Genomic DNA, 21,092 nt, shown 5'->3' with positions numbered 1-21,092 from the left:
GTCAGGCACGACCGCCGTGACCACCGTGACGGGGGCCGTGGGCGACTGCGCCCGCCACGGCGCCGCCGGTCCCGCCGAGCACGGGTGTGAGAAGCATCGGCCTCGGCAGGCGAATGGTTCGTGGACGTCGCCGAAGCCGCAGATCCCCCAGGGGGCGCCCCTTGTTCGGGGCGCCCCCTGGAAGTCTTGCTTCCTCAAGGCGATGAGGATGGGGCTTGTTTCAGTCCTGGCACGTCATCTGGAAGCTCCATGCCATCTCGTCGTCGTCCGGTTCCTTCCACGGCGGCTTGGCGTGGCAGTTGCTGCCGTGCTCGTCATCGTCGTACTTGCCATGGTCGTCGTCGTACTTGCCGTGGTCGTCGTACTTGCCGTGGTCACCGCGGTGGTCGTGAGGGCCAGGACCGCCGGGGTAGCCGGGGTAGCCCGGGTAGCCCGGGTAGCCCGGGTAGCCGGGATAACCGGGGTAGCCCGGACGGCCGGGAGGACCGGCCGGACCTTCAGGACCTTCAGGACCTTCAGGACCTTCAGGGCCGGTCGGGCCGGCGGGACCACTCGGCCCAGCAGGACCACCAGGACCGGCAGGACCGGACGGGCCGGCAGGGCCGGCAGGACCACCAGGACCGGCAGGACCGGCAGGACCGGTCGGGCCGGTGTCACCGGGAGGACCAGAGGGTCCGGCAGGACCCGAGGGACCAGTGGGTCCGGCAGGGCCGGTCGGGCCGGTGTCACCGGGAGGACCAGAGGGTCCGGCAGGACCGGACGGACCAGTGGGTCCGGTCGGGCCGGTGGGTCCGGTCGGGCCGGTGGGTCCGGTCGGACCAACCACGCCGCAGGTCGGGACCGTGATCTTGTCGCTGATCAGGGTGACCGCGCCATTTTGTGCCAGGAGCCGGCCCGCGATCGCCGCGTTGGCCTCCACGGAAATGGACGTCAGGGCCATGATGGTGCCCTTGAAGTCGGCATTGGCGTTGATGGTGGCGGAGCTGCCCACCTGCCAGAACACGTTGCAGGCCTGCGCTCCGTTGACGAGTTTGACGGTGGTGCCCGTGTTCATGACCAGGGTCGAGCCGACCTGGAAGATGAAGACGGCGTTGGGGTCGCCTTTTGCGTCGAGGGTGACGGTTCCGTTGACGGCGAGATCCAGTGCCGCATCGGCGGTGTAGACGCCCGGGTCGAAGGACTGGTTGTCGAGCTGGGTGCCCGCGCTGCCGTTGGACGGCCTGCCGGCCGCGTCGTTGTAGGCGGTGGTCAGGTCGGACTTCGCCTGACCGGCGACGGCGTCGTTTACGTGCGTCGCTCCGAGGACAATTCCGGGCGGAAAGCCCGTCACCGAGGTGCCGGGACTCAGTCCTAGGTCGCCCAAGATGACGGTGGTGCCGAGGGTGTTGTCATTGGTGACTGTTTGTCCGGCCAGGACCCCGTAGGTCTTGGCGGTTCCCAGTCCCACCGCCGGAGGTGATACGGCGTGGGCGAGGGTCGTGATCATGGTGAGCGTCGCCATCAGCACAGCGATGGGGATCAGGAGCATTGGCGCCTTGAGCCCCTTGTGTAGGCGTATACGTCGCCTGCCTGGCGGAGAGGCCAGGACGGAATCCTCTGACATAGGGAGAGACCCTTTCTTGTGGCCGAGCCCGGCCACCCCTGCGAGGGGACTTCGAACTTGGGTAGTGAGCTCCGGTCGCCGAACCTCAGTCGCGTGCCAAATCAGCGGTCCCAAACCAAAGGGGGCCGGCGAGCAAGTGCTCACCGAAGGAAGCGACAAACCGCTGCTCACCAGCCAAAAGCTAGCAATGATCCTATAAAGGGCATATGCGCGGAGAGCCAAAGGAGTTATGGGGCGCGCCTGGTTCACTCTGCTGGTGGCGTCTACGCGCAACCGGGGGCATTGGGCCAGGCCCGGCAGACGGGAGCCCGGGCACCGCGGTTGTCCTCTGCCGGCGTGGCCGGACATCGAACGGGCACGGTGGGCCGCCGGCCAAGGGTTAACTGCTCTGCCGTGCGTGGCGGCGCTGGCACAAGCACGCCTCCCGGGCTCTCCTCCAGCGCCGCCATCAAATCCACCGCTGATACCGGCTCTTCCGGCTCCTGCAGCCCCGCGACGGTCAGCTTCGCGGCTCCCAGCTGCTCAAGCGCTGCCGCCTAACCGTCGGGTAGATCGCCGATTTTGACCCCTGCCAGCTGGTCCGTCAGCAGTTCTGCGAGCTCCAGCTCCCGCTCGGTCACCGGGGCCGCCGAGGACAGGTCACCTGGCTCGCGGATCTCCTCCGGCCACAGCAGCGTGTGCAGTACGAGCATCCCTCGGCACGGCCTCAGCACCGCCGGCCGCTCCCGGGTGCGCAAGGTGACCCTCGCGACCGCCCCGTCCCGTGCCGAGCAAGCACCGGATCGGCGTCGCGCTCGTCGACGAAGCCGAGGACGTCGACGTTGCGCTTCGTCGGAAGGGGAGTACAGCCGGGTCCTCATCGAGGAGCACCACGGCCACCCTGCCGCCGGTACTCCGGGATGGGCTCGACGTATACGGGAGGCTCCCCGGGCGGCACCTCCACCGCATCACGCCACGGCGCTCACACGTTCGTCTCCAAGACTGCGGGCGGGCCCGGCCAAGTCCGTCACCCCCGGCCATCCGACCGGCCTGCTCCCGGGTTCGCCCCTGCCGCCCGCCCGGCTCCCTCGACTGGCAGCCGCGGCCAGCGGGGATCGGGATGGGACCGCCCGGACGAAGCCCGTGGACGCGCGGGCCACTTGCCGGGCCACCCCAACGGAGTGGCGCGGCCGGGGTGGAGGGCCGGCCGCGCCAGGGGGGTGAGCTCAGGGGTCAGTTGTTGAAGACCGGGATGTTGTTGTTCACCCCTCCCCCGAAGAGACCGCCACCGCCGTTGTTGAAGACGGGGATGTTGTTGTTCACCCCTCCCCCGAAGAGACCACCGCCACCGTTGTTGAAGACCGGGATGTTGTTGTTCACCTGGCCCCCGAAGAAGCCACCGGTGTTGTTGAAGAGGGGGATGTTGTTGTTCACCCCGCCGCCGTCACTGACGTGAAGGCTGTGCTGCTGGGGTGCGGCCTGGACGGCGCTGACGTGGGCGGGGGCGGCCGCGAACGCGCTGGTCGGGAGCAGGGCGCCACCGGCGGCGAGGGTGGTGGCGGCGGTCAGCATGACGATCTTGCGGGTGCGGGACATGGCGGTTCTCCTCAGGCGATGCGGGGCGGGGATTCCGGACGACACCTTTTCGGGTATTCCGGCACCGGGGGGAATGTCCCGGTGGTTCCTTTCGGTCGGTATTGCGCGACCTCTTGACTCCAGTAAGCCCCGGCGTTCCGCCCGCGTCACGTCGCTGCATTTCGGGGCTTGACATGTGACCGGGGGCTGGTTAGAAGACGGCCCGCCGGTACCGCGGATCCCCTGGACCGGGCACCTCCGCATGCGTGGACGCCGGAGTCTGCGCAGGCTGGGAGGTGTGCCGGTGATCCACGGTGAGGAACGATGATCGTTACGGTGGTGTCGATGCCCGAGGGCACCGTCGCCCGCGCCGCCGTGTCGGAGGCGCGGGAGCGGCTCGCGGCGTCGCGCTTCCTGCTCGTGGACATCGAGGTGCCCGGGGAAGGACGGCCCGACGAGGCGCCGATCGCCCACAAACTCGGCTTGGAGGCCGAGGACCTGGCGTGGCTGGGCAGGGAGGGCGAAAGCGCGCGGGCGGAGTTCCACGGGGACAACGCCCGGTTCGTCGTACCGGTCATCGAGGACGACGAGGTCGCCCACCTCCACGTCTTCGTGACCGGGCGGTACCTGGTCACGGTCCACCGGGGGCCGAACACGCTCGTCGGGCGGTTCATCCCCCGGCTGCCGCACGAACGGCCCGCGGACACCACCGCCGCGCTCTTCCTGCTGCTGGAGGACGCCCTGGAGACCTTCCGCAAGTCCGCCGTGGAAGCGCTGCTGCAGGTGGAGGACCTCGAGGACGAGATGTTCGAGAGCCGGAACCCGCAGCAGGTGTACCGGCTGGCACAGCTGCGGCGGCGCGCGGCGCTGCTGCACCACGCCCTGCTGCCATACCTGCAGGCGACCGACGAGACCATCACCCGGCGGATGATGAGCGGCGGCTTCCCGGAGGAGCGGCAGCGGCTGGCCGCCTCGTACCAGCGGGCCGCGCGGATGGTGCTCTCCAGCATCGAGTCGCTCCAGGACGCCGCCCGGCGGGCGTTCGCCAGCTACTCCTCCCTGGTGTCCGGCGAGCAGAACGGTGTGATCAACCGGCTGGCCATCGTGTCGACGATCTTCCTTCCGCTGACCTTCCTGACCGGCTTCTTCGGCATGAACTTCACCTACATGACCGACGAGTTGGAGAGCAAGGTCGTCTTCTGGCTGCTCGCCGTGGGGCTGCAGGCGCTGGTCCTGTCCGTCGCCGTCTACGTGCTCCACCGCACCCGCATCTGGCGCAGACTGCGCGACGACGGGCGCGACGACCGCTGAGCGCCTCACTACATTGGCGGCATGGAGATCTGGATCAACCCCGCGTGCTCGAAGTGCCGCTCCGCGCTGCACCTGCTGGACGACGAGGGCGCGCAGTACACCGTGCGGCGCTACCTGGAGGATCCGCCCGACGCGGACGAGATCCGGGCGGTGCTGGAGCGGCTCGGGCTGGAGCCGTGGGACATCGTGCGGACCCAGGAGGCCGAGGCGAAGGAACTGGGACTGAAGGAGTGGCCGCGCGGGCCGGGTGAGCGGGACCGCTGGATCGGCGCGCTGGCGGCGCACCCGCGGCTGATCCAGCGTCCCATCATCACCGCCGAGGACGGCACGGCGGTGGTCGCGCGCTCCGAGGAGGCGGTGCGGGACGCGCTGGGCCGCGCCCCGGGCTCCGTCTAGAACACCGACAGCCCGGTGGCGGTGGTGAACGCGTCGAGGGCCGCCATGGCGCCGACGGAGTTGCCGGCCGGGTCGAGGCCGGGGCTCCATGCGCACAGGGCGCCCCGGCCAGGGAGGACGGCGAGGATGGCCCCGCCGACGCCGCTCTTGCCGGGCAGGCCCACGCGGTAGGCGAACTCCCCCGCGGCGTCGTAGGTGCCGCAGGTGAGCAGCACGGCGTTGAGGCGTTTGGCGTCGGTGCGGGACAGCAGCCGGCCGCCGTCGGCGCGCAGTCCGTGCCGGGCGAGGAAGCCGCCCGCAAGGGCGAGGTCGCGGCAGGAGGCCTCGAGGGCGCAGTGGCCGTAGTAGTGCTCCAGGACGGTGTCCACGGGGTTGTGCAGGTTGCCGAAGTGCGCGAGGAAGTGCGCCAGGGCGGCGTTGCGGTGGCCGTGGGCGGCCTCGGAGGCGGCGACCGCCAGGGCGGTGGTCAGGGCCGGGTTGCCCGACTCGGCGCGCAGCAGTTCGCGTACCGCGCCCGAGGCGTCGCCGGTGAGGGTCAGCAGGGCGTCGGTGACGACCAGGGCTCCGGCGTTGATGAAGGGATTGCGCGGGATGCCCTGCTCGGTCTCCAGCTGGATGAGCGAGTTGAAGGGGTTGCCGGAGGGCTCGCGGCCGACACGGCGCCACAGGGCGTCGCCGCCGTGGTGGAGCGCCAGGGCGAGCGTGAAGAGCTTGGAGACGCTCTGGACGGAGAACGGCTCGGCGAAGTCCCCGACGCCGTGGACCTCGCCCCCGACGGTGGCCAGGGCCATGCCGAAGGCACCGGCGTCGGCGGCCGCGAGGGCGGGGATGTAGTCGGCGACCTTGCCGCGGCCGAGCTCCGGAAGGGCCGCGGCCATGGCCTGTTCGAGGAAACGCTGGTAGTCCACCGGCCCATTGAACCCGGACCCCGGCGAACCCCGGCCCTAGCCGACCGGCACGCCCTGCGGGCCCTTGATCCGCTTCATGATCATCTGCGAGTTCACCTCGCTCACGCCCGGCAGGGCGATCAGCTTCTCGGTCCAGAAGCGCTCGTAGGCGTCGCTGTCGGCCACCGCGATCCGCAGCAGGCAGCCGGGCGCGCCGTAGAGCCGATAGGCCTCGACGATGTCGGGGATGGCCTGCACCTGCTCCTCGAAGGCGGCGACGGACTCGCGGTCCCGCCGTACCTCGACGGAGGCGAAGACCTCGAAACCGCGGCCGACGGCGGCCGGGTCGACGACGGCCCGGTAGCTCTGGATCACCCCGTCCTCCTCCAGCTGGCGCACCCTGCGCAGGCACGGGGAGGGGGTGAGGCCGACGCGGGCGGCCAGTTCCTGGTTGGTGAGCCGGCCGTCGGCCTGGAGCTCACGCAAGATTCTTCTGTCGATGGCATCCATGAGGGCGATAGATACCACGCTTGGGCGATCTACGCGGGCTGATTGGCAATCCGATGCCGGGGTTCACCGCATATCCTTGCCGCGGAGGAGTCAGACGAACACGCGAGTGAGGGACACGTGAAGCACATCGTCGTGATCGGCACCGGCGGCACGATCGCCAGCCGGTGGCAGGGGGCCGGGTACGCGGCCGAGGCCGCCGGCCACGAGGTGCTGGCGGCGGGCGCGGTCCCCGAGGGCGTCGAGGTGACCGTGCGCGACCTGTTCACGGTGAACAGCTCGCGGCTGACCTCCGCCCACCAGCTGGAACTGCTGCGGACCGTCCACGAGGTGCTGGCGGACCCGGGCGTGGACGGCGTCGTGGTGACCCACGGCACCGACACCATGGAGGAGTCCGCCTTCCTCCTGGACCTCCACCACGGCGACCGGCGCCCGGTGGTCCTCACCGGCGCCCAGCTCCCGCTGGACGCCGTGGACGGGGACGCGGCGGGCAACCTCTACGACGCGCTGCTGACCGCCGCGACCGGCGAGGACATCGGCGTGGTCATCACCTTCGGCGGCTTCGTGCACGCCGCCCAGGGCACGGTCAAGGCGCACACCCTGGACGTCCAGGCCTTCGCCGACCCCTCGGGCCGGCCGCTGGGACGGGTGAAGTTCGGCGAGATCGCCTGGGGCGCCCCCCGGCCGCGTGCCACGGCGCTGCCGCTGCCGGACGCACACGTCACGGCGCCGCGCGTCGACGTCGTCATGCACCACGTGGACGCCGACCCCGTGCTCTTCGAGGCCGCGCTGGGTGCGGGGGCCCAGGGCATCGTGCTGGTCGGCACCGGCGCGGGCAACGCGACGCCCGATTTCGTGGCGGCGGTCCGCCGCGCGGTCGACGCCGGGGTGCTGGTCGCCGTGAGCACCCGGGTGGCGGCCGGGCCGGTGGCGCCGATGTACACCGGGGGCGGCGCGGTGGACCTCGCCGCGGCCGGCGGTGTGCTGGCCGGGACGCTGCGCGCGGGGCAGGCCCGCATCGCCGTACTGGCGGCGTTGCTGTCCGCCCGGGACCCGCAGGAGCGGGCCGCCGCGCTGCGCCGCATCATCGGGACGGCCGAGGACCGCACACCGGCCGTCGCCTGACTCCCCGTCACTCGGCGCGGCCACCGCGCCGGGTGACGGGTGACCTGTGCCATGTGACGGGGACCGCTCAGAGGTTTATCTGGTTGATGGTGTCCGCCAACGAGTCGAGGAACTTGTTGATCGCCGGCGCCATGCCCGTGGAGGCAAGGAAGAAGCCGAAGAGCGCGGCGACGATGGCCGGACCGACCTTGAGCGTCTTGCCCCTTATCAGGACGATCATGATGATCGCCAACAACAGCACCACGGACAGGGAGATGGCCACTGGGGATCACATCCTCGGTCTGACGCCTCACCGTTCCGGGGGAGCAACGCAGCCGCACCCCCGCGACGTCCATCGTGCCACCTGCCACCGACACCGTGACCCCGCGGGACACCTCTTCCCCGCGCGCCGGGGTCGCACACCTGTGACGCAGGACATCGCGATCACTTCTGATCACTTCGGATGAGGACAATCTCGCAATTGCATGGCACGTTCGAGTGAATTTCCCCCAAACTATTTCCCCGCACATGCACTTGCCACACAAACGATCATCAAAAAACCTGCACAGACGCCAACCCGTGTGCCGATATGCCCCGTTCAACCCTTATATGACTGCCCATAGCGTCACGGAACGGGCAGTGGCATGACACATGCATTCCGGGGTAGCAGCGCCGCTACCGCCATTCCGATCGAGAATTTACTCAGGCAGAGGCGCCCGCTATGGTGCATCAAATGTTCCAGCCCCACCGCACGAACACCCTGTCCCCCGGCAGGACCCAGACCGGGAATTCCGTTCTCCCCGCTCCCCGCACGGAAGCCGCCCCCGCCCCCGGGCCGGCCGCCCCCGCGGGGTCCGCCGCCCCCGCCACCGCCTCCGCGCCCTCCGCCGGGCGCGACCCGTTCTTCGACAACGCCAAGTACCTCGCGATCGTCCTGGTCGCGATGGGCCACGCCTGGGAACCGCTCACCGGGCACAGCAGGGCCGCCGGCGCGCTCTACATCCTCGTGTACGCGTTCCACATGCCGGCCTTCATCGTCATCTCCGGCTACTTCTCGAAGAGTTTCGACGCCCGCCCGGACCGCGTCAGGAGACTGATCACCGGCATCGCCGTCCCGTACCTGCTCTTCGAGGCCGCCTACTCGCTCTTCAGGAACTGGGCCGACGACGCGGCGCCGCAACCGCTCAGCCTGCTCGACCCCTGGTACCTCACCTGGTTCCTCGCCGCCCTCTTCATCTGGCGCCTCACCGCCCCCATCTGGCGCATCGTCCGGCAGCCGGTCGCCGTCGCCCTGGTGATCGCGGCCCTCGCGTCCGTCACCCCGACCATCGGCGACGACCTGGAACTCCAGCGCGTCCTGCAGTTCCTGCCCTTCTTCGTGCTCGGCATGTGCCTGAAGGCGGAGCACTTCCACCTCGCCCGGCGCCGGGTGGTGCGCGTGCTGTCCGTTCCGGTGGGGCTCGCCGCGCTGGTCGTCTCCTACTGGGTGGCGCCCCGGATGGACCGGGCCTGGCTCTACCACCGCACGAGCGCCCAGGAACTGGGCGCGCCCTGGTGGACGGGGCCCGTCATGACGCTGGCGCTGTTCTGCTGCTCCCTGGCGCTGACGGTGTGCTTCTTCGCCTGGGTGCCGCGCCGCCGCATGTGGTTCACGGCCCTCGGCGCCGGCACGCTCTACGGGTACCTGCTGCACGGCTTCCTCGCCAAGGGCTCCCGCTTCGGCAGCTGGTACGACCAGGCCTGGATCCACACCCCGCTGGGCCAGGTCGTGGTCACCGCGATCGCCGTCGTGGTGGTCACCGCGCTGTGCACCCCTGCGGTGCAGCGGCTGTTCCGCTTCGCGATGGAGCCGAAGATGTCCTGGGCGTTCAGGCCGGCGGCTAGTCCCGGCACACGATGAGCAGGGCGCGGTCGTCGTTGACGTCCTTGGCGACCGCCTCGATCAGCTGCCAGGCCGCGCCGCGGAAGCCGTGGGCGACGTACCGGTCGGCCTCGCCGATGAGCCGGTCGATGCCTTCGGTGATGTCGCGGCCGGCGGCCTCGACCAGGCCGTCGGTGAAGAGCAGCAGGACGTCGCCGGAGCGCAGCGTGCCCTTCACGCTGTTGAACTCGGCGCCGTCGTACACCCCCAGCAGCGGCCCCTCGGCCGCCTTCTCCTCCCAGCGGCCGGTGCCCGCGCTGAGCTGCATGCCCGGCAGGTGGCCCGCGGAGAGCAGCTCGTAGTCGCCGGTCTCCACGTCCAGCACCAGGTGGACGGAGGTGGCGAAGCCCTCGTCCCAGTTCTGCCGGAGCAGGTAGCCGTTGGCGGCGGTGAGGAAGGCGTGCGGCGGCAGTGAGCCGAGCAGGCCGCCGAAGGCGCCGGAGAGCAGCAGGGCGCGGGAGCCGGCGTCCATGCCCTTGCCCGACACGTCGGTGAGGACGGCCTCCAGGATCCGCCCGCCCGAGGTGCGGGTGGCCACCACGAAGTCGCCGGAGAAGGACTGGCCGCCGGCCGGCCGCAGCGCCATCTCGGCGTGCCAGCCGTCGGGCAGCCGCGGCAGCCTGCTCTGCACCCGAATGCGCTCGCGCAGGTCGAAGAGCATCGTGCCGCCGCGCATCCAGGGCACGCCGACCCGGGCGCGGAACTGCGCGACGATCAGCCCGGCCAGGGCCACGGCCGCCACCACCAGCACGGTGCCCGGGGTCACCCGGCCGACGCCGTCGCGGTACGGGCCGAGGACGGCGGACTCCACGACCATCGCGGCGGCACTCGCCCCGTACAGCAGCAGAAGGCTGGAGGGGCGCAGCAGCAGGCCGCCGACGAGGACGGGCAGCACCAGGGTGGTGGGCGGGCACCATTGCGGCGCCAGCACCGTGGCCCAGGCGATCAGCGGGACACTGATCGTCAGGACGGTGAGGGCGAGCCAGTCGGCCGCGTCGCCGCGGAAGTAGTCCACGGCGGATTTGCGCAGGCCTACGCGGGCCCGGTGGACCGTCCTGCGCCACCGGGCCCCGAATCCGTCTCCTACCGGGCGTCGTGCCATGTTCCCGGCGACCCTATCCACCCTCACCCGTTCTCCGCATCGGAGGTGCCCCTCATGGTGCGCCGATTCGCCGCCACGACCGGCGAAAACCGTTCGCCCGCCCTTGGGGCGACTGGTAGGCAGGGCACATGACGGTGGAGTTGCGGGTTCTCGAGTCCGAACAGTGGGACGAGTGGTTCAGCACGCTGGAACGCGCGTTCGGCAGCGCGGTCTGGCCGGCGGAGGAGCGGGAGTTCGACCGCGGGGTGACCGAGTTCTCCCGGTCGATCGCGGCCTGGGACGGCGCGGAGGTCGTCGGCACCGCGGGGGCGTTCTCCTTCCGCATGGCGGTGCCGGGCGGCGCCGTGGTCCCGGCGGCGGGCGTCACCATGGTCAGCGTCGCCTCGACGCACCGCCGCCGCGGGCTGCTGACCTCGATGATGCGGCGGCAGCTGGACGAGGTGCACGAACGGGGCGAGCCCCTTGCGGTGCTCACGGCGTCCGAGCCGGCGATCTACGGCCGGTACGGCTACGAGGTCGCCACCCGCCAGACGACCTTGGAGGTCGACACCCTGCGCGCCGGCCTCACCGTGCCCGCGGGCGCCGACGGGGTCACCTTGCGCTTCGCCGACCCGCAGGAGGCCCTGGCGGCCTGCGAGGAGGTCTACGCGCGGCGGGTGCCCACCCGGCCGGGCATGCTGGAGCGGCGGCCGAACTGGGAGCGCAAGGGCGTGCTCGACCCGGAGGCGTTCCGGGACGGGGCGTCGAAACTGCTCTGCGTGGTCGCCGAGCGCGACGGGGAGGTGCGGGGCTACACGCGCTACGCGGTGAAGTCCGCCTGGAACGCGGCCGGACCGGACGGAACGGTGGTGCTGCGCGACCTGGAGGCACTGGATCCGGACACATACGCCGCCCTGTGGCACTACCTGTTCGGCATCGACCTCACCTGCCGCATCACCGCGCGCAACCGTCCCGCCGACGACCCGGTCCTGCACCTGGTCGACGACGTGCGCCGCTGCGGCGTGCGCGTCAGGGACGGCCTGCTGCTGCGCCCGGTCGAGGTGGGCGCGGCCCTGTCGGCCCGTACCTACGCTGCCCCGCTGGACGTCGTACTGGAGGTCTCGGACCCGTTCTGCCCCTGGAACGAGGGCCGCTGGCGGCTCGGCGGCGACGCCAAGGGCGCCACGTGCGAGCGGACGACGGACACCGCGGACCTGGCGCTGTCGGTGCGCGAGCTGGGCGCGGCCTACCTGGGCGACGTCTCGCTGACCGCGCTGGCGCGGGCGGGACGCGTGCGGGAACTGCAGCAGGGCGCGCTGCGGGAGGCCACGGTGGCTTTCGGCGGCGACGTCGCCCCCTGGCTGCCGCACGGCTTCTAGGTCCCCGCTCGGGCCCGTGTCCACCGGCCGGGGCGCTCCCTTGGGCGTGTCCCCGGCCGGCCCCTGGTCCGAGCGGGGCGTCAGCCCCGGACGGGCTGGCAGACGGGGCACCAGAAGAGGTTGCGCGCCACCAGGGAGGCGGCGCGCACCTCGGTGCCGCAGACGTGGCACGGCATCCCCGCACGGCGGTAGACGTAGACCTCGCCGCCGTGGTCGTCGATGCGCGGCGGACGGCCCATGGCCTCGGGGGTGTGCTCGGGGCGGACGGTGTCGATGCGGTTGTTCCGCACGCCCTCGCGCATCAGGGCCACCAGATCGGCCCAGATCGCGTCCCACCGCGCGCGGTCCAGGTCGCGTCCCGCCAGGTACGGGTCGACGCCGTGGCGGAAGAGGACCTCGGCGCGGTAGACGTTGCCGACGCCCGCGACGACCTTCTGGTCCATCAGCAGTGCGGCGATGCTGGTGCGGCTGCGTGCTATGCGGGCCCAGGCGCGCTCCCCGGTGTCGGCGGGCCGCAGCGGGTCAGGGCCGAGCCGGTCGTGTATGGCCTGCTTCTCGGCCCCGGTGATCAGCTCGCAGGCGGTCGGCCCGCGCAGGTCGGCGTGGTGCTCGTCGGTGGCCAGGCGCAGCCTGACCTGGCCGACGGGGGCCCCGCCCGGCCCGGTGCCGAAACCGGACTTCCCATACAGCCCGAGGTGGACGTGGACCCAGCCGACCGGGCCGAACCCCAGGAAGAGGTGCTTGCCGTGGGCCTCCGCGGACTCCATCACGGCGCCGTCCAGGAGGGCGGCGCCGTCGGAGAACTTGCCCTGCGGACTGCTCGCGCGGACCACCCGGCCGGCGAAGCGTGCCTCGTGGTCCGCGGCGAGGCGGTGGATCGTATGCCCCTCGGGCATGCCCGGATCAGCCCTCCTGCGGGTGGTGCGGCGGGATCGGGGGCAGCTCGCCGGTGGTCTCGTACGCGGTGAGCATGTCGATGCGGCGGGTGTGGCGCGGCTCACCCGAGTAGGGCGTGCCGAGGAAGACCTCGACGAACTTGGTGGCCTCGTCGGTGGTGTGCATGCGGGCGCCGACGCTGATGACGTTGGCGTCGTTGTGCTCGCGGCCGAGGGTCGCGGTCTCCTGGCTCCAGGCGAGCGCGGCCCGGACGCCCTTGACCTTGTTGGCCGCGATGGCCTCGCCGTTGCCCGAGCCGCCGATCACGATGCCGAGGGAGCCGGGGTCCGCGGCGGTGCGCTCCGCGGCGCGCAGGCAGAACGGCGGGTAGTCGTCCTGGGCGTCGTAGATGTGCGGGCCGCAGTCGACGGGCTCGTGCCCGTTGGCCTCGAGCCACTCCACGAGGTGGTTCTTGAGTTCAAAGCCGGCATGGTCGGAACCGAGGTACACGCGCATACGGACGAGTGTCGCACGGGCACGCTGGGCGACATGCCGTGGGTGCTGCGTGAGGGGGATTTGAGGGTGGCTTGAGGATAAGACAACAAAACGGAATCAAAGGTTCCCCGGCCGCGCCGGGCCGTGTTTCATGCCACCCCATGAGTACACGTCCCCCCACCCCAGTGGCCGGCTCCACCGCTGCGGCCCACGAGGCCACGACGGAACCGCAGGACGGCTCGGGCCTGAAGGCCGGGCTCAAGAACCGCCACCTGTCGATGATCGCGATCGGCGGCGTGATCGGCGCCGGCCTCTTCGTCGGCTCCGCGTCCGGCATCGCCGCCGCCGGTCCCGGCATCCTCCTGTCGTACGCCCTCGTCGGCACCATGGTCGTCTTCGTCATGCGCATGCTTGGCGAAATGGCGTCCGCGAACCCCACCTCCGGCTCCTTCTCGCCTACGCCGACCGCGCGCTGGGCCGCTGGGCGGGCTTCTCCATCGGCTGGCTGTACTGGTTCTTCTGGGTCGTGGTGCTGGCGGTCGAGGCGACCGCCGGGGCCAAGATCCTGGAGGGCTGGGTCCCGGCCGTGCCGCAGTGGGGCTGGGCGCTGATCGTGATGGTCGTGCTCACCGCGACCAACCTGGCCTCGGTGGCCTCCTACGGCGAGTTCGAGTTCTGGTTCGCCGGGATCAAGGTCGTGGCCATCGCCGGCTTCATCGTGCTCGGCGCGCTCGCGGTCCTCGGCGTGCTGCCCGGCAGCCACGACGACGCCGCGGGGCTGGGCAACCTCACCGCGCACGGCGGCTTCCTCCCCAACGGCCCCGGCAAGATCCTCACCGGTGTGCTGCTGGTCGTGTTCTCCTTCATGGGCAGCGAGATCGTCACACTGGCGGCCGGCGAGTCCGCCGACCCGGAGCGCGCGGTCACCAAGGCCACCAACAGCGTGATCTGGCGGATCGGCGTCTTCTACCTCGGCTCGATCTTCATCGTGGTGTCGCTGCTGCCGTGGAACGACCCGTCGATCATCAAGGACGGCTCCTACGTCGCCGCGCTGAACTCGATCGGCATCGCGCACGCCGGACAGATCATGAACGTGATCGTGCTCACGGCCGTGCTGTCCTGCCTCAACTCCGGCCTCTACACGGCCTCGCGCATGGCCTTCTCGCTGGGCCGGCGCGGTGACGCGCCCAAGGCGTTCGCCCGCACCACCAGGCGCGGTGTGCCGCAGGCGGCGATCCTGGGCTCGGTCGTCTTCGGCTTCGTCGCGGTCTTCTTCAACTACAAGTACCCCGACACCGTCTTCCTCTTCCTGCTCAACGCCTCCGGTGCGATCGCGCTGTTCGTGTGGCTGGTGATCTGCTTCTCGCAGCTGCGCATGCGGAAGATCATCCTGAAGGAGGCCCCGGAGCGGCTGCGGGTGCGGATGTGGCTGTACCCGTACCTGACCTGGGCGACGATCGCGATGATCGTGTTCGTGCTCGGCTACATGCTCACCGACACCGCCGACGGCGGCGGCCGGGACCAGGTGGTCGTCTCGGTGCTGGTGGGGCTCGGCGTGGTCGCCGTCGCGGTGGTGCGCCAACTGCTTCACAAGGGCCGGAAGGACTCCCCCACCCGGTCGTAGGCGGCCAGCGCGGCGGACCCGGCCGAAGCCGCGTACCAGACGTTCAGCTGGTACGACTTGCCCCCCTCGGTGAAGCCGAGCTGCCGTGCCCGCCAGGGCGCGCCGGCCTGGGTGAAGGCGTACTCCCACACGACGGCGGGACGACCGCGGAACGACGTCCGCTCCAGCCGGGTCTTCCGGTAGCCGGGCACGTCGTGGGAACCGGCCTCGAAGGCGCGCCACTGCTCCAGGAGATCGCCGCCCCGTGCGAGTGCGTACGAGGCGGCGATCTCCTGCTGTCCGTCCGGGGCGTGGTAGTGGACGTTGGACGGGCTCTTGGCGCTGCGCGTCCAGCCCCGCGGCGGCTCCCAGGCGAAGCCGGTCTCGTTGCGCTCCCCGGGGGCGGGCGCGCCGGTGGACGTCCCCGTGGACGAGGTGGCTCCGGTGGACGGGGGACGGCTGGTGCCCGCGACCACGGGGCCCTCGCGATGGCCGGTGCGCGGCGCGGTGAGCAGAACGACGGTGACGGCGACGGCCGCGGCGGCCGCTCCCGCGGTGGTCGGTTTCGACGCCCTCGCGGTGACCGCCGTGCAGGGCTGCGACCCGATTCCGAAGGCACAACTCCCGGACGGTTCGAACAGCGGATTCAGCTGCGCCGTCGGAAAACTGGCCGCGGGGAAGAGCAAGACATACACCGTGTCCGCGACCTACGACCTCCAGGGCAAGGGCAAGATCTGCCTGCCCGTGATGCTCGGCGACACCGGCACCCTGCTGTGGCAGCAGGGACCGGTCCCGTTCGGCACCAGCAAGCCCACGCCGAACGCACCCGACACCCCGCTGCTGCTGGGCACCGACAACGTGCCCTTCGGCCCCGACACCTCCGCGGGCGCCAGTCCCTCCGCGCCCGGCACGCTGCCGGACACCGGCGCTCCCGGCCGCACGGCCGTCCTCCTGCTGGGCGGCGGCCTGTTGCTGGCGGCGGGCGGCGCGGGCCTGTGGCTGACCCGGCGCGGGCCGGCACCGCGGCACTGACGGAGAACGGGTGGGGGCGGGGCCTTCGCCCCGCCCCCACCCGGGTGCGCCGCAGGTCGTAGCGGGTCAGCCGCGCCGGCCGACCAGCTTCCAGGCGGCGGGCAGCGCGCCCATGGCGAGGGCGGCCTTCACCGCGTCGCCGATCAGGTACGGCGTCAGGCCCAGCGCCACGGCCTGGCCCAGCGTCAGGTGCGCGGCCAGCGCGAGGTAGGGGACGCCCACGGCGTAGGTGACGGCGCTGCCGGCCACCATGACGCCGGCCATCCGCCACACGCTGCGGTCCGCGCCCCGCCGGGCCAGCGCGCCCACGAGCGCCGACGCCAGCGCCATGCCGAGGATGTAACCGAAGCTCGGCGCCGCCGCGCCCGACGAACCCTCCGCGAACCACGGCACGCCGGCGACACCGGCGACCGCGTACAGCGCGAGCGCCAGGAAGCCGCGGCGAGCCCCGAGGGCGGTGCCCACCAGCAGCGCGGCGAAGGTCTGGCCCGTCACGGGCACCGGCGACCCGGGGACCGGGACCGACAACTGCGCGGCCAGACCGGTCAGTACGGCGCCACCGGTGACGAGGGCCGCGTCGCGCAACCGCGAAGCGGGGATGAGGTCGGCGAGGACCGGGTGGGTCCGTACGGCGGAAGCGGCGGGAACTGCGCTGGCCATCGGGTGACTCCGCGGGGTGAGGGTCGGTTCGGGACACCGTGACGTTAACCCGCGTCGCCCCCGCCGATCATCGTCCGCCGATCACAAAGGCCTGATCACGGCGTTGGTCGGCTTCCTACAAGGATGCGGCGCCGGGCGTGAGCTTCGTCACCCGGGCCTTAGTGGGGTTTCTCCAATCGCCGCCGGAGCAGCGCCACCGGCCGGGTCCGGCACCGCTCCGACACCGCTCCGGCGCCCGTACGACGGCCTCCTATGCTGCCCGCATGAGCGCTCCGTCCTCCCCCTCCCGCGTCGGCGTCGTCGGCGAGGTCCTCGTCGACCTGCTGTGGCGTTCCGGGGAGCGGCAGGTCACCCCCGTGCCGGGCGGCAGCCCGGCCAACGTCGCGGTCGGCCTGCACCGGCTCGGGCGGCCCACCACCCTGGTCACCACGTGGGGCGACGACCCGCCCGGCGAGCTGGTGCGGGCGCACCTGGAGTCCACCGGGGTCGAGGTCGTCCGCGCCACGAGCCCGGCCGGGCGCACCACACTGGCGATGGCCTACCTGGACCGGGACGGCTCCGCCTCCTACGACTTCCTGGCCGCATGGGACCCGGAGCGGCTGCCGCTGCCCGCGGACACCGCGGTGCTGCACACCGGTTCGCTCGCCGCGGTGGTCGAACCGGGTGCGACGCGGGTGCTGGAACTCTGCCGCGACCTGCACGCCCTGCCGGGGCGCACCGTCGTCGCCGACCTCAACGTGCGGCCGGCCGTCCAGCCCGACCGGCTCGCCTACCGCCGGGCGTGCCTGCGGCTGGCCGGGGTCACGGACGTGGTCAAGGCCAGTGACGCCGACCTGGCCTGGCTCTTCCCGCGGCTCGCCCCGGAGGAGGCCGCCCGGGCGCTGCTCGCCGAGGGGCCGCGGCTCGCGGTCGTCACGCTGGGTCCGGACGGCGCGTTCGCGGTGACCGACGGCGCCCTGGTACGGGTGGCCGCGCCCGAGGTCGACGTCGTCGACACCATCGGCGCGGGCGACGCCTTCCAGGCGGCGCTGCTCGACGCGATCGCCGGCGAAGGCGTCCCGGCCTCGCGGGAGGAGCTCGCCGCGGTACTGGAGCGCTGCGTCACGGCCGCGGCGCTCAACTGCACGCGAGTGGGCGCCGATCCGCCGTCCCGCGCGGAGCTGGACGCGGCCCTCGCCGGACGGCACGCGTAGCGCCGCGCGGAAAATGCGCGGCCCCCGGCGGCAGGTGCTGGATACGCTCGCGGGATGGACGAGGCACGGCTGACCGGACAGGTACTGGTCTTCGACGCGGACGACACGTTGTGGGAGAACAACGTGGTCTTCGAGCGGGTGATAGAGGACTTCCTGGACTGGGTGGACCATCCCGTCCTGGACCGCGCGCAGATCAGGGCGCTGCTCAACGAGATCGAGGCGGCGAACGCGGTCGTCCACGGCTACGGCAGCAAGGTCTTCCTGCGCAGCCTCGGCGAGCTCCTGGAGCGGCTGCGGGAGCGGCCCGTCACGCAGGCCGAGCTCCGGCGGGTGGACGAGCTGGCGGTGGCCTTCGTGGAGCACCGGGTGGAGCTGATGCCCGGCGTGGCGAGCACGCTGGAGGAGCTGGGCACCCGCCACGAGCTGCTGCTGCTCACCAAGGGTGACGAGGATGAGCAGGCGCGCAAGGTGGCCGCCTCGGGGCTGGCCGACCGCTTCCGCGGGGTGCACATCGTGCCGGAGAAGGCCGCGGACACCTACCGCGCCCTGCTGGCGGAGTACGGCTACGCGCCAGGCAGGAGCTGGATGATCGGGAACTCCCCGAAGTCGGACATCCTGCCCGCGCGCGAGGCGGGGATGAGCGCGGTGTTCATCCCCAACGAGAACACCTGGGTGCTGGAGCAGTCCGAGCTCGACCCGGCCGACGGGCGGGTGCTGCGGCTGACGGCCTTTCCCGAACTGCTCCGGCACTTTTGAACCGGACCGGCAGCCTCAGTCGAAGACGGGGCCCTGGTCGCGGGTCCGCTTGATCTCGTAGAAGCCGGGGGTCGACGCGACGAGCAGGGTGCCGTCCCACAGGCGGGCCGCGGCCTCGCCCTTGGGCGCCGGGGTGACGACCGGACCGAAGAAGGCGATCTGCTCGCCGTCGGCGCCGGGCACCGCGATGACCGGGGTGCCGACGTCCTGGCCGACCTTGGAGATGCCCTCCTGGTGGGAGGCGCGCAGCTCCTCGTCGTAGGCGTCGCTGCGGGCGAAGTCGGCGAGGTCGGCGGGCAGGCCCGCCTCCTCCAGCGCGGCGACGATGACGTCGTGGTCCTTGTGTCCCAGGCCCTGGTTGTGGATACGCGTGCCCAGCGCGGTGTAGAGGGGGCCGAGCACCTTGCTGCCGTACTTCTGCTCGGCGGCGATGCAGACGCGGACCGGGCCCCAGGCCGTGGTCAGGAACTCCCGGTACTGCTCGGGCAGCTCGTCACGGTTCTCGTTGAGCACCGCGAGGCTCATCACGTGCCAGCGCACCTCGACGGGGCGCACCTTCTCCACCTCCAGCATCCAGCGTGAGGTCATCCACGCCCAAGGGCAGGCGGGGTCGAACCAGAAGTCCACCGGGGTGGGGGTGGTCGTGGTCTCGGTCACGGTTCTCTCCTCTGGGCATGATGCGGTGACACGTGGTCCGCAACGCGCAACGCCCTCGGTGCCATCCCCATTCCCGTGCGCCGCCGTCAGGGCCGACGTGCGAAGATGCGTGGCGTCCACAAGACAGATCCCACGACGGCGTGCGAAGGATGGAGACCCCGTGCCCGGTGAGAACCTCACGCGTGACGAGGCCCGAGAGCGGGCACGGCTGCTGGCCGTGGACGGTTACGAGGTCGCCCTCGACCTGCGGTCGGCGCTGCGTCCGCAGGAGCCGACGTTCCGGTCCGTGACCACCGTCAGGTTCCGCTGCACGGAGCCCGGCGCGTCCAGCTTCGCGGACCTGCTGGCGCCCTCCGTCACGTCGGTGACGCTCAACGGCCGGGAACTGGACCCCGCGGTGGTCTTCGACGGGACACGGATCGCGCTGGACGACCTGGCCGCCGAGAACGTCCTGGTCGTGGACGCGCAGTGCGCCTACAGCCGGACGGGCGAGGGCATGCACCGCTTCACCGACCCCGAGGACGGCGAGGTCTACCTCTACACGCAGTACGAGCCCGCCGACGCCCGCCGGGTCTTCGCCGACTTCGAGCAGCCCGACCTGAAGGCGCCGTTCACCTTCTCCGTCACGGCGCCCGAGTCCTGGGTGGTGCTGGGCAACGAGCGTGTCACCGAGGTCCGCGACGGCGGCGAGACCCGGCACTTCGCGCCGACCCGCCCGATCTCCACGTACATCACGGCCGTCGTCGCCGGGCCGTACCACATGGTCCACGACACCTACCGGCGCGCGCTGCCGGACGGTTCCGAGCTGGAGATCCCGCTGGGGGCGCTGTGCCGCAAGGGCCTCGCCCGGCACTTCGACGCCGAGGAGATCTTCACCGTCACCAAGCAGGGCCTGGACTTCTTCCACGACCACTTCGGCTACCCGTACCCCTTCGGGAAGTACGACCAGGCCTTCGTGCCCGAGTACAACATCGGCGCGATGGAGAACCCGGGGCTGGTCACCTTCCGCGAGGAGTACGTCTTCCGCGGCAAGGTCACCCAGGCGTCCTACGAGGGCCGGGCGAACGTCATCCTGCACGAGATGGCGCACATGTGGTTCGGCGACCTGGTCACCATGCGGTGGTGGGACGACCTGTGGCTGAAGGAGTCCTTCGCCGACTTCATGGGCGCGTTCTCGCTGGTGGAGGCCACCCGCTACAAGGAGGGCTGGATCACCTTCGCCAACCGCCGCAAGGCCTGGGCCTACCGCGCCGACCAGCTGCCCTCCACCCACCCGGTCACGGCCGACATCCGCGACCTGGAGGACGCCAAGCTCAACTTCGACGGCATCACCTACGCCAAGGGCGCCAGCGTGCTCAAGCAACTGGTCGCCTACGTCGGACGGGACGCCTTCCTGGAGGGCGCGCGCCGCTACTTCCAGCGCCACGCCTACGGCAACACCGAGCTGGGCGACCTGCTGTCGGTGCTGGCCGAGACCTCGGGGCGCGACATGGCCGGGTGGTCCCGGTCCTGGCTGCAGACCGCGGGCGTCAACTCGCTGACCCCGCAGGTGACGTACGACGCCGACGGGCGGATCGCCGAGCTGGCCGTGGTGCAGGAGGCCGCGCCCTCGCACCCCGAGCTGCGCCCGCACCGGGTCGTGGTGGGGCTCTACCGGCACACCCCGGACGGCACCGTGGAGCGCTACGCACGCGCCGAGACCGACGTCGCGGGCCCGCGCACGGTGGTGGGCGAGCTGGCCGGGGCGGAGCGGCCCGACCTGGTGCTGGTCAACGACGACGACCTGACCTACTGCAAGATCCGCTTCGACGAGGACTCCCTGACCACGGTCCGGGAGCACCTGGGCTCGCTCACCGACCCCATGGCCCGCGCCCTGGCGTGGTCCGCGGTGTGGAACATGACCCGCGACGGCCTGATGCCCGCCCGCGACTACCTCGGCCTGGTGCTGCGCTTCGCCGGCGCCGAGACCGACATCGGCGTCCTGCAGGGGCTGCACATGCAGGCCCGTACGGCCCTGAACGACTACGCGGCACCCGCCTGGCGCGGGCAGGGCGGGTGCCGCGTAGTCGTTCAGGGC

21 protein-coding genes and 1 pseudogene are annotated in these 21,092 nt (G+C 71.6%); 10 read left to right on the top strand and 12 right to left on the bottom strand.

Going from position 1 to position 21,092, the window contains the following annotated elements; genetic code table 11:
- Positions 1 to 220 precede the first annotated feature (220 nt).
- The 3 genes from PV341_RS24900 to PV341_RS24890 all read right to left on the bottom strand — a co-directional run bounded on the left by PV341_RS24900 (position 221) and on the right by PV341_RS24890 (position 3,178).
- The gene (locus PV341_RS24900; RefSeq protein WP_500359006.1) at positions 221 to 1,528 is read right to left on the bottom strand and encodes an ice-binding family protein; all 1,308 of its coding nucleotides are present in this window, start codon (positions 1,526 to 1,528) and stop codon (positions 221 to 223) included.
- A 611-nt stretch (positions 1,529 to 2,139) separates the two neighbouring features.
- Positions 2,140 to 2,463: a Ku protein gene (locus PV341_RS24895; protein WP_500359004.1), complete on the bottom strand. Its 324-nt coding sequence runs from the start codon at positions 2,461 to 2,463 to the stop codon at positions 2,140 to 2,142.
- Between the two features lie 352 nt (positions 2,464 to 2,815).
- Positions 2,816 to 3,178 (bottom strand): hypothetical protein, encoded by a 363-nt coding sequence (locus PV341_RS24890; protein WP_500322924.1) that lies wholly within the window; start codon positions 3,176 to 3,178, stop codon positions 2,816 to 2,818.
- Positions 3,179 to 3,481: 303 nt separating this feature from the next.
- Between PV341_RS24890 and PV341_RS24885 the strand changes: the two genes are divergently transcribed.
- Together PV341_RS24885 and PV341_RS24880 are read left to right on the top strand one after the other, a co-directional pair.
- Positions 3,482 to 4,468: a magnesium transporter CorA family protein gene (locus PV341_RS24885; protein WP_500359003.1), complete on the top strand. Its 987-nt coding sequence runs from the start codon at positions 3,482 to 3,484 to the stop codon at positions 4,466 to 4,468.
- 21 nt (positions 4,469 to 4,489) lie between these two features.
- Complete coding sequence (locus PV341_RS24880; RefSeq protein ID WP_500322922.1) at positions 4,490 to 4,864, top strand: arsenate reductase family protein; 375 nt, start codon at positions 4,490 to 4,492, stop codon at positions 4,862 to 4,864.
- Here PV341_RS24880 and PV341_RS24875 read toward each other — a convergent pair.
- Both PV341_RS24875 and PV341_RS24870 read right to left on the bottom strand, forming a co-directional pair.
- The gene (locus PV341_RS24875; protein WP_500322921.1) at positions 4,861 to 5,772 is read right to left on the bottom strand and encodes a glutaminase; all 912 of its coding nucleotides are present in this window, start codon (positions 5,770 to 5,772) and stop codon (positions 4,861 to 4,863) included. The two genes, PV341_RS24880 and PV341_RS24875, sit on opposite strands and share 4 nt — an antisense overlap.
- 36 nt (positions 5,773 to 5,808) lie before the next feature.
- On the bottom strand, positions 5,809 to 6,261 hold the full coding sequence (locus PV341_RS24870) for an Lrp/AsnC family transcriptional regulator (RefSeq protein WP_499511894.1): 453 nt from the start codon (positions 6,259 to 6,261) through the stop codon (positions 5,809 to 5,811).
- Between the two features lie 117 nt (positions 6,262 to 6,378).
- Here PV341_RS24870 and PV341_RS24865 point away from each other — a divergent pair, with 117 nt between their 5' ends.
- Positions 6,379 to 7,383, top strand: coding sequence for an asparaginase (locus tag PV341_RS24865; RefSeq protein WP_500359001.1), 1,005 nt, complete (start codon positions 6,379 to 6,381; stop codon positions 7,381 to 7,383).
- A 67-nt stretch (positions 7,384 to 7,450) separates the two neighbouring features.
- Here the strand turns inward: PV341_RS24865 and PV341_RS24860 are convergent, their stop codons facing one another.
- Positions 7,451 to 7,645, bottom strand: coding sequence for a hypothetical protein (locus tag PV341_RS24860; protein WP_361795409.1), 195 nt, complete (start codon positions 7,643 to 7,645; stop codon positions 7,451 to 7,453).
- A 450-nt stretch (positions 7,646 to 8,095) separates the two neighbouring features.
- Between PV341_RS24860 and PV341_RS24855 the strand changes: the two genes are divergently transcribed.
- Complete coding sequence (locus PV341_RS24855) at positions 8,096 to 9,262, top strand: acyltransferase family protein (protein ID WP_500322917.1); 1,167 nt, start codon at positions 8,096 to 8,098, stop codon at positions 9,260 to 9,262.
- On the opposite strand, the gene PV341_RS24850 is transcribed toward PV341_RS24855, so the two are convergent.
- A complete protein-coding gene (locus PV341_RS24850) occupies positions 9,243 to 10,385 on the bottom strand; it encodes a PP2C family protein-serine/threonine phosphatase (RefSeq protein WP_500322916.1) in 1,143 nt (380 codons plus the stop codon). The genes PV341_RS24855 and PV341_RS24850 overlap by 20 nt on opposite strands.
- 128 nt (positions 10,386 to 10,513) lie before the next feature.
- Here PV341_RS24850 and PV341_RS24845 point away from each other — a divergent pair, with 128 nt between their 5' ends.
- The gene (locus PV341_RS24845) at positions 10,514 to 11,743 is read left to right on the top strand and encodes a GNAT family N-acetyltransferase (protein ID WP_500359000.1); all 1,230 of its coding nucleotides are present in this window, start codon (positions 10,514 to 10,516) and stop codon (positions 11,741 to 11,743) included.
- A gap of 80 nt (positions 11,744 to 11,823) precedes the next feature.
- On the opposite strand, the gene PV341_RS24840 is transcribed toward PV341_RS24845, so the two are convergent.
- The gene (locus PV341_RS24840; protein ID WP_500322913.1) at positions 11,824 to 12,639 is read right to left on the bottom strand and encodes an Fpg/Nei family DNA glycosylase; all 816 of its coding nucleotides are present in this window, start codon (positions 12,637 to 12,639) and stop codon (positions 11,824 to 11,826) included.
- Positions 12,640 to 12,646: 7 nt separating this feature from the next.
- On the bottom strand, positions 12,647 to 13,135 hold the full coding sequence (locus PV341_RS24835) for a ribose-5-phosphate isomerase (RefSeq protein WP_500322912.1): 489 nt from the start codon (positions 13,133 to 13,135) through the stop codon (positions 12,647 to 12,649).
- Between the two features lie 140 nt (positions 13,136 to 13,275).
- Between PV341_RS24835 and PV341_RS24830 the strand changes: the two are divergent.
- Positions 13,276 to 14,738, top strand: a pseudogene (locus PV341_RS24830) (amino acid permease).
- Here the strand turns inward: PV341_RS24830 and PV341_RS24825 are convergent.
- Positions 14,702 to 15,193: a serine/threonine kinase C-terminal domain-containing protein gene (locus PV341_RS24825; protein WP_500322910.1), complete on the bottom strand. Its 492-nt coding sequence runs from the start codon at positions 15,191 to 15,193 to the stop codon at positions 14,702 to 14,704. The pseudogene PV341_RS24830 and the gene PV341_RS24825 sit on opposite strands and share 37 nt — an antisense overlap.
- Before the next feature lie 31 nt (positions 15,194 to 15,224).
- On the opposite strand from PV341_RS24825, the gene PV341_RS24820 reads away from it, so the two are divergent.
- Complete coding sequence (locus tag PV341_RS24820) at positions 15,225 to 15,749, top strand: hypothetical protein (RefSeq protein ID WP_500322908.1); 525 nt, start codon at positions 15,225 to 15,227, stop codon at positions 15,747 to 15,749.
- Between the two features lie 66 nt (positions 15,750 to 15,815).
- On the opposite strand, the gene PV341_RS24815 is transcribed toward PV341_RS24820, so the two are convergent.
- Positions 15,816 to 16,409: a biotin transporter BioY gene (locus PV341_RS24815; protein ID WP_500322907.1), complete on the bottom strand. Its 594-nt coding sequence runs from the start codon at positions 16,407 to 16,409 to the stop codon at positions 15,816 to 15,818.
- 263 nt (positions 16,410 to 16,672) lie between these two features.
- Here PV341_RS24815 and PV341_RS24810 point away from each other — a divergent pair, with 263 nt between their 5' ends.
- Complete coding sequence (locus PV341_RS24810; protein ID WP_500322905.1) at positions 16,673 to 17,602, top strand: carbohydrate kinase family protein; 930 nt, start codon at positions 16,673 to 16,675, stop codon at positions 17,600 to 17,602.
- A 54-nt stretch (positions 17,603 to 17,656) separates the two neighbouring features.
- Positions 17,657 to 18,358, top strand: a complete 702-nt coding sequence (locus PV341_RS24805; protein ID WP_500322903.1) for an HAD family hydrolase — start codon at positions 17,657 to 17,659, stop codon at positions 18,356 to 18,358.
- Between the two features lie 15 nt (positions 18,359 to 18,373).
- Here PV341_RS24805 and PV341_RS24800 read toward each other — a convergent pair whose 3' ends face one another.
- A complete protein-coding gene (locus tag PV341_RS24800) occupies positions 18,374 to 19,015 on the bottom strand; it encodes a mycothiol-dependent nitroreductase Rv2466c family protein (protein ID WP_499511907.1) in 642 nt (213 codons plus the stop codon).
- 160 nt (positions 19,016 to 19,175) lie between these two features.
- Between PV341_RS24800 and pepN the strand changes: the two genes are divergently transcribed.
- Positions 19,176 to 21,092, top strand: a 1,917-nt coding sequence (pepN, locus tag PV341_RS24795; protein WP_500358999.1) for an aminopeptidase N, incomplete at its 3' end; no start/stop codon positions are given.

This window comes from Streptomyces sp. PA03-1a (assembly GCF_033792805.1).
GTDB lineage: Bacteria > Actinomycetota > Actinomycetes > Streptomycetales > Streptomycetaceae > Actinacidiphila.
The sequence above is the reverse complement of the archived record's forward strand: the minus strand, read 5'-3'. Positions and strand labels throughout refer to the sequence as shown.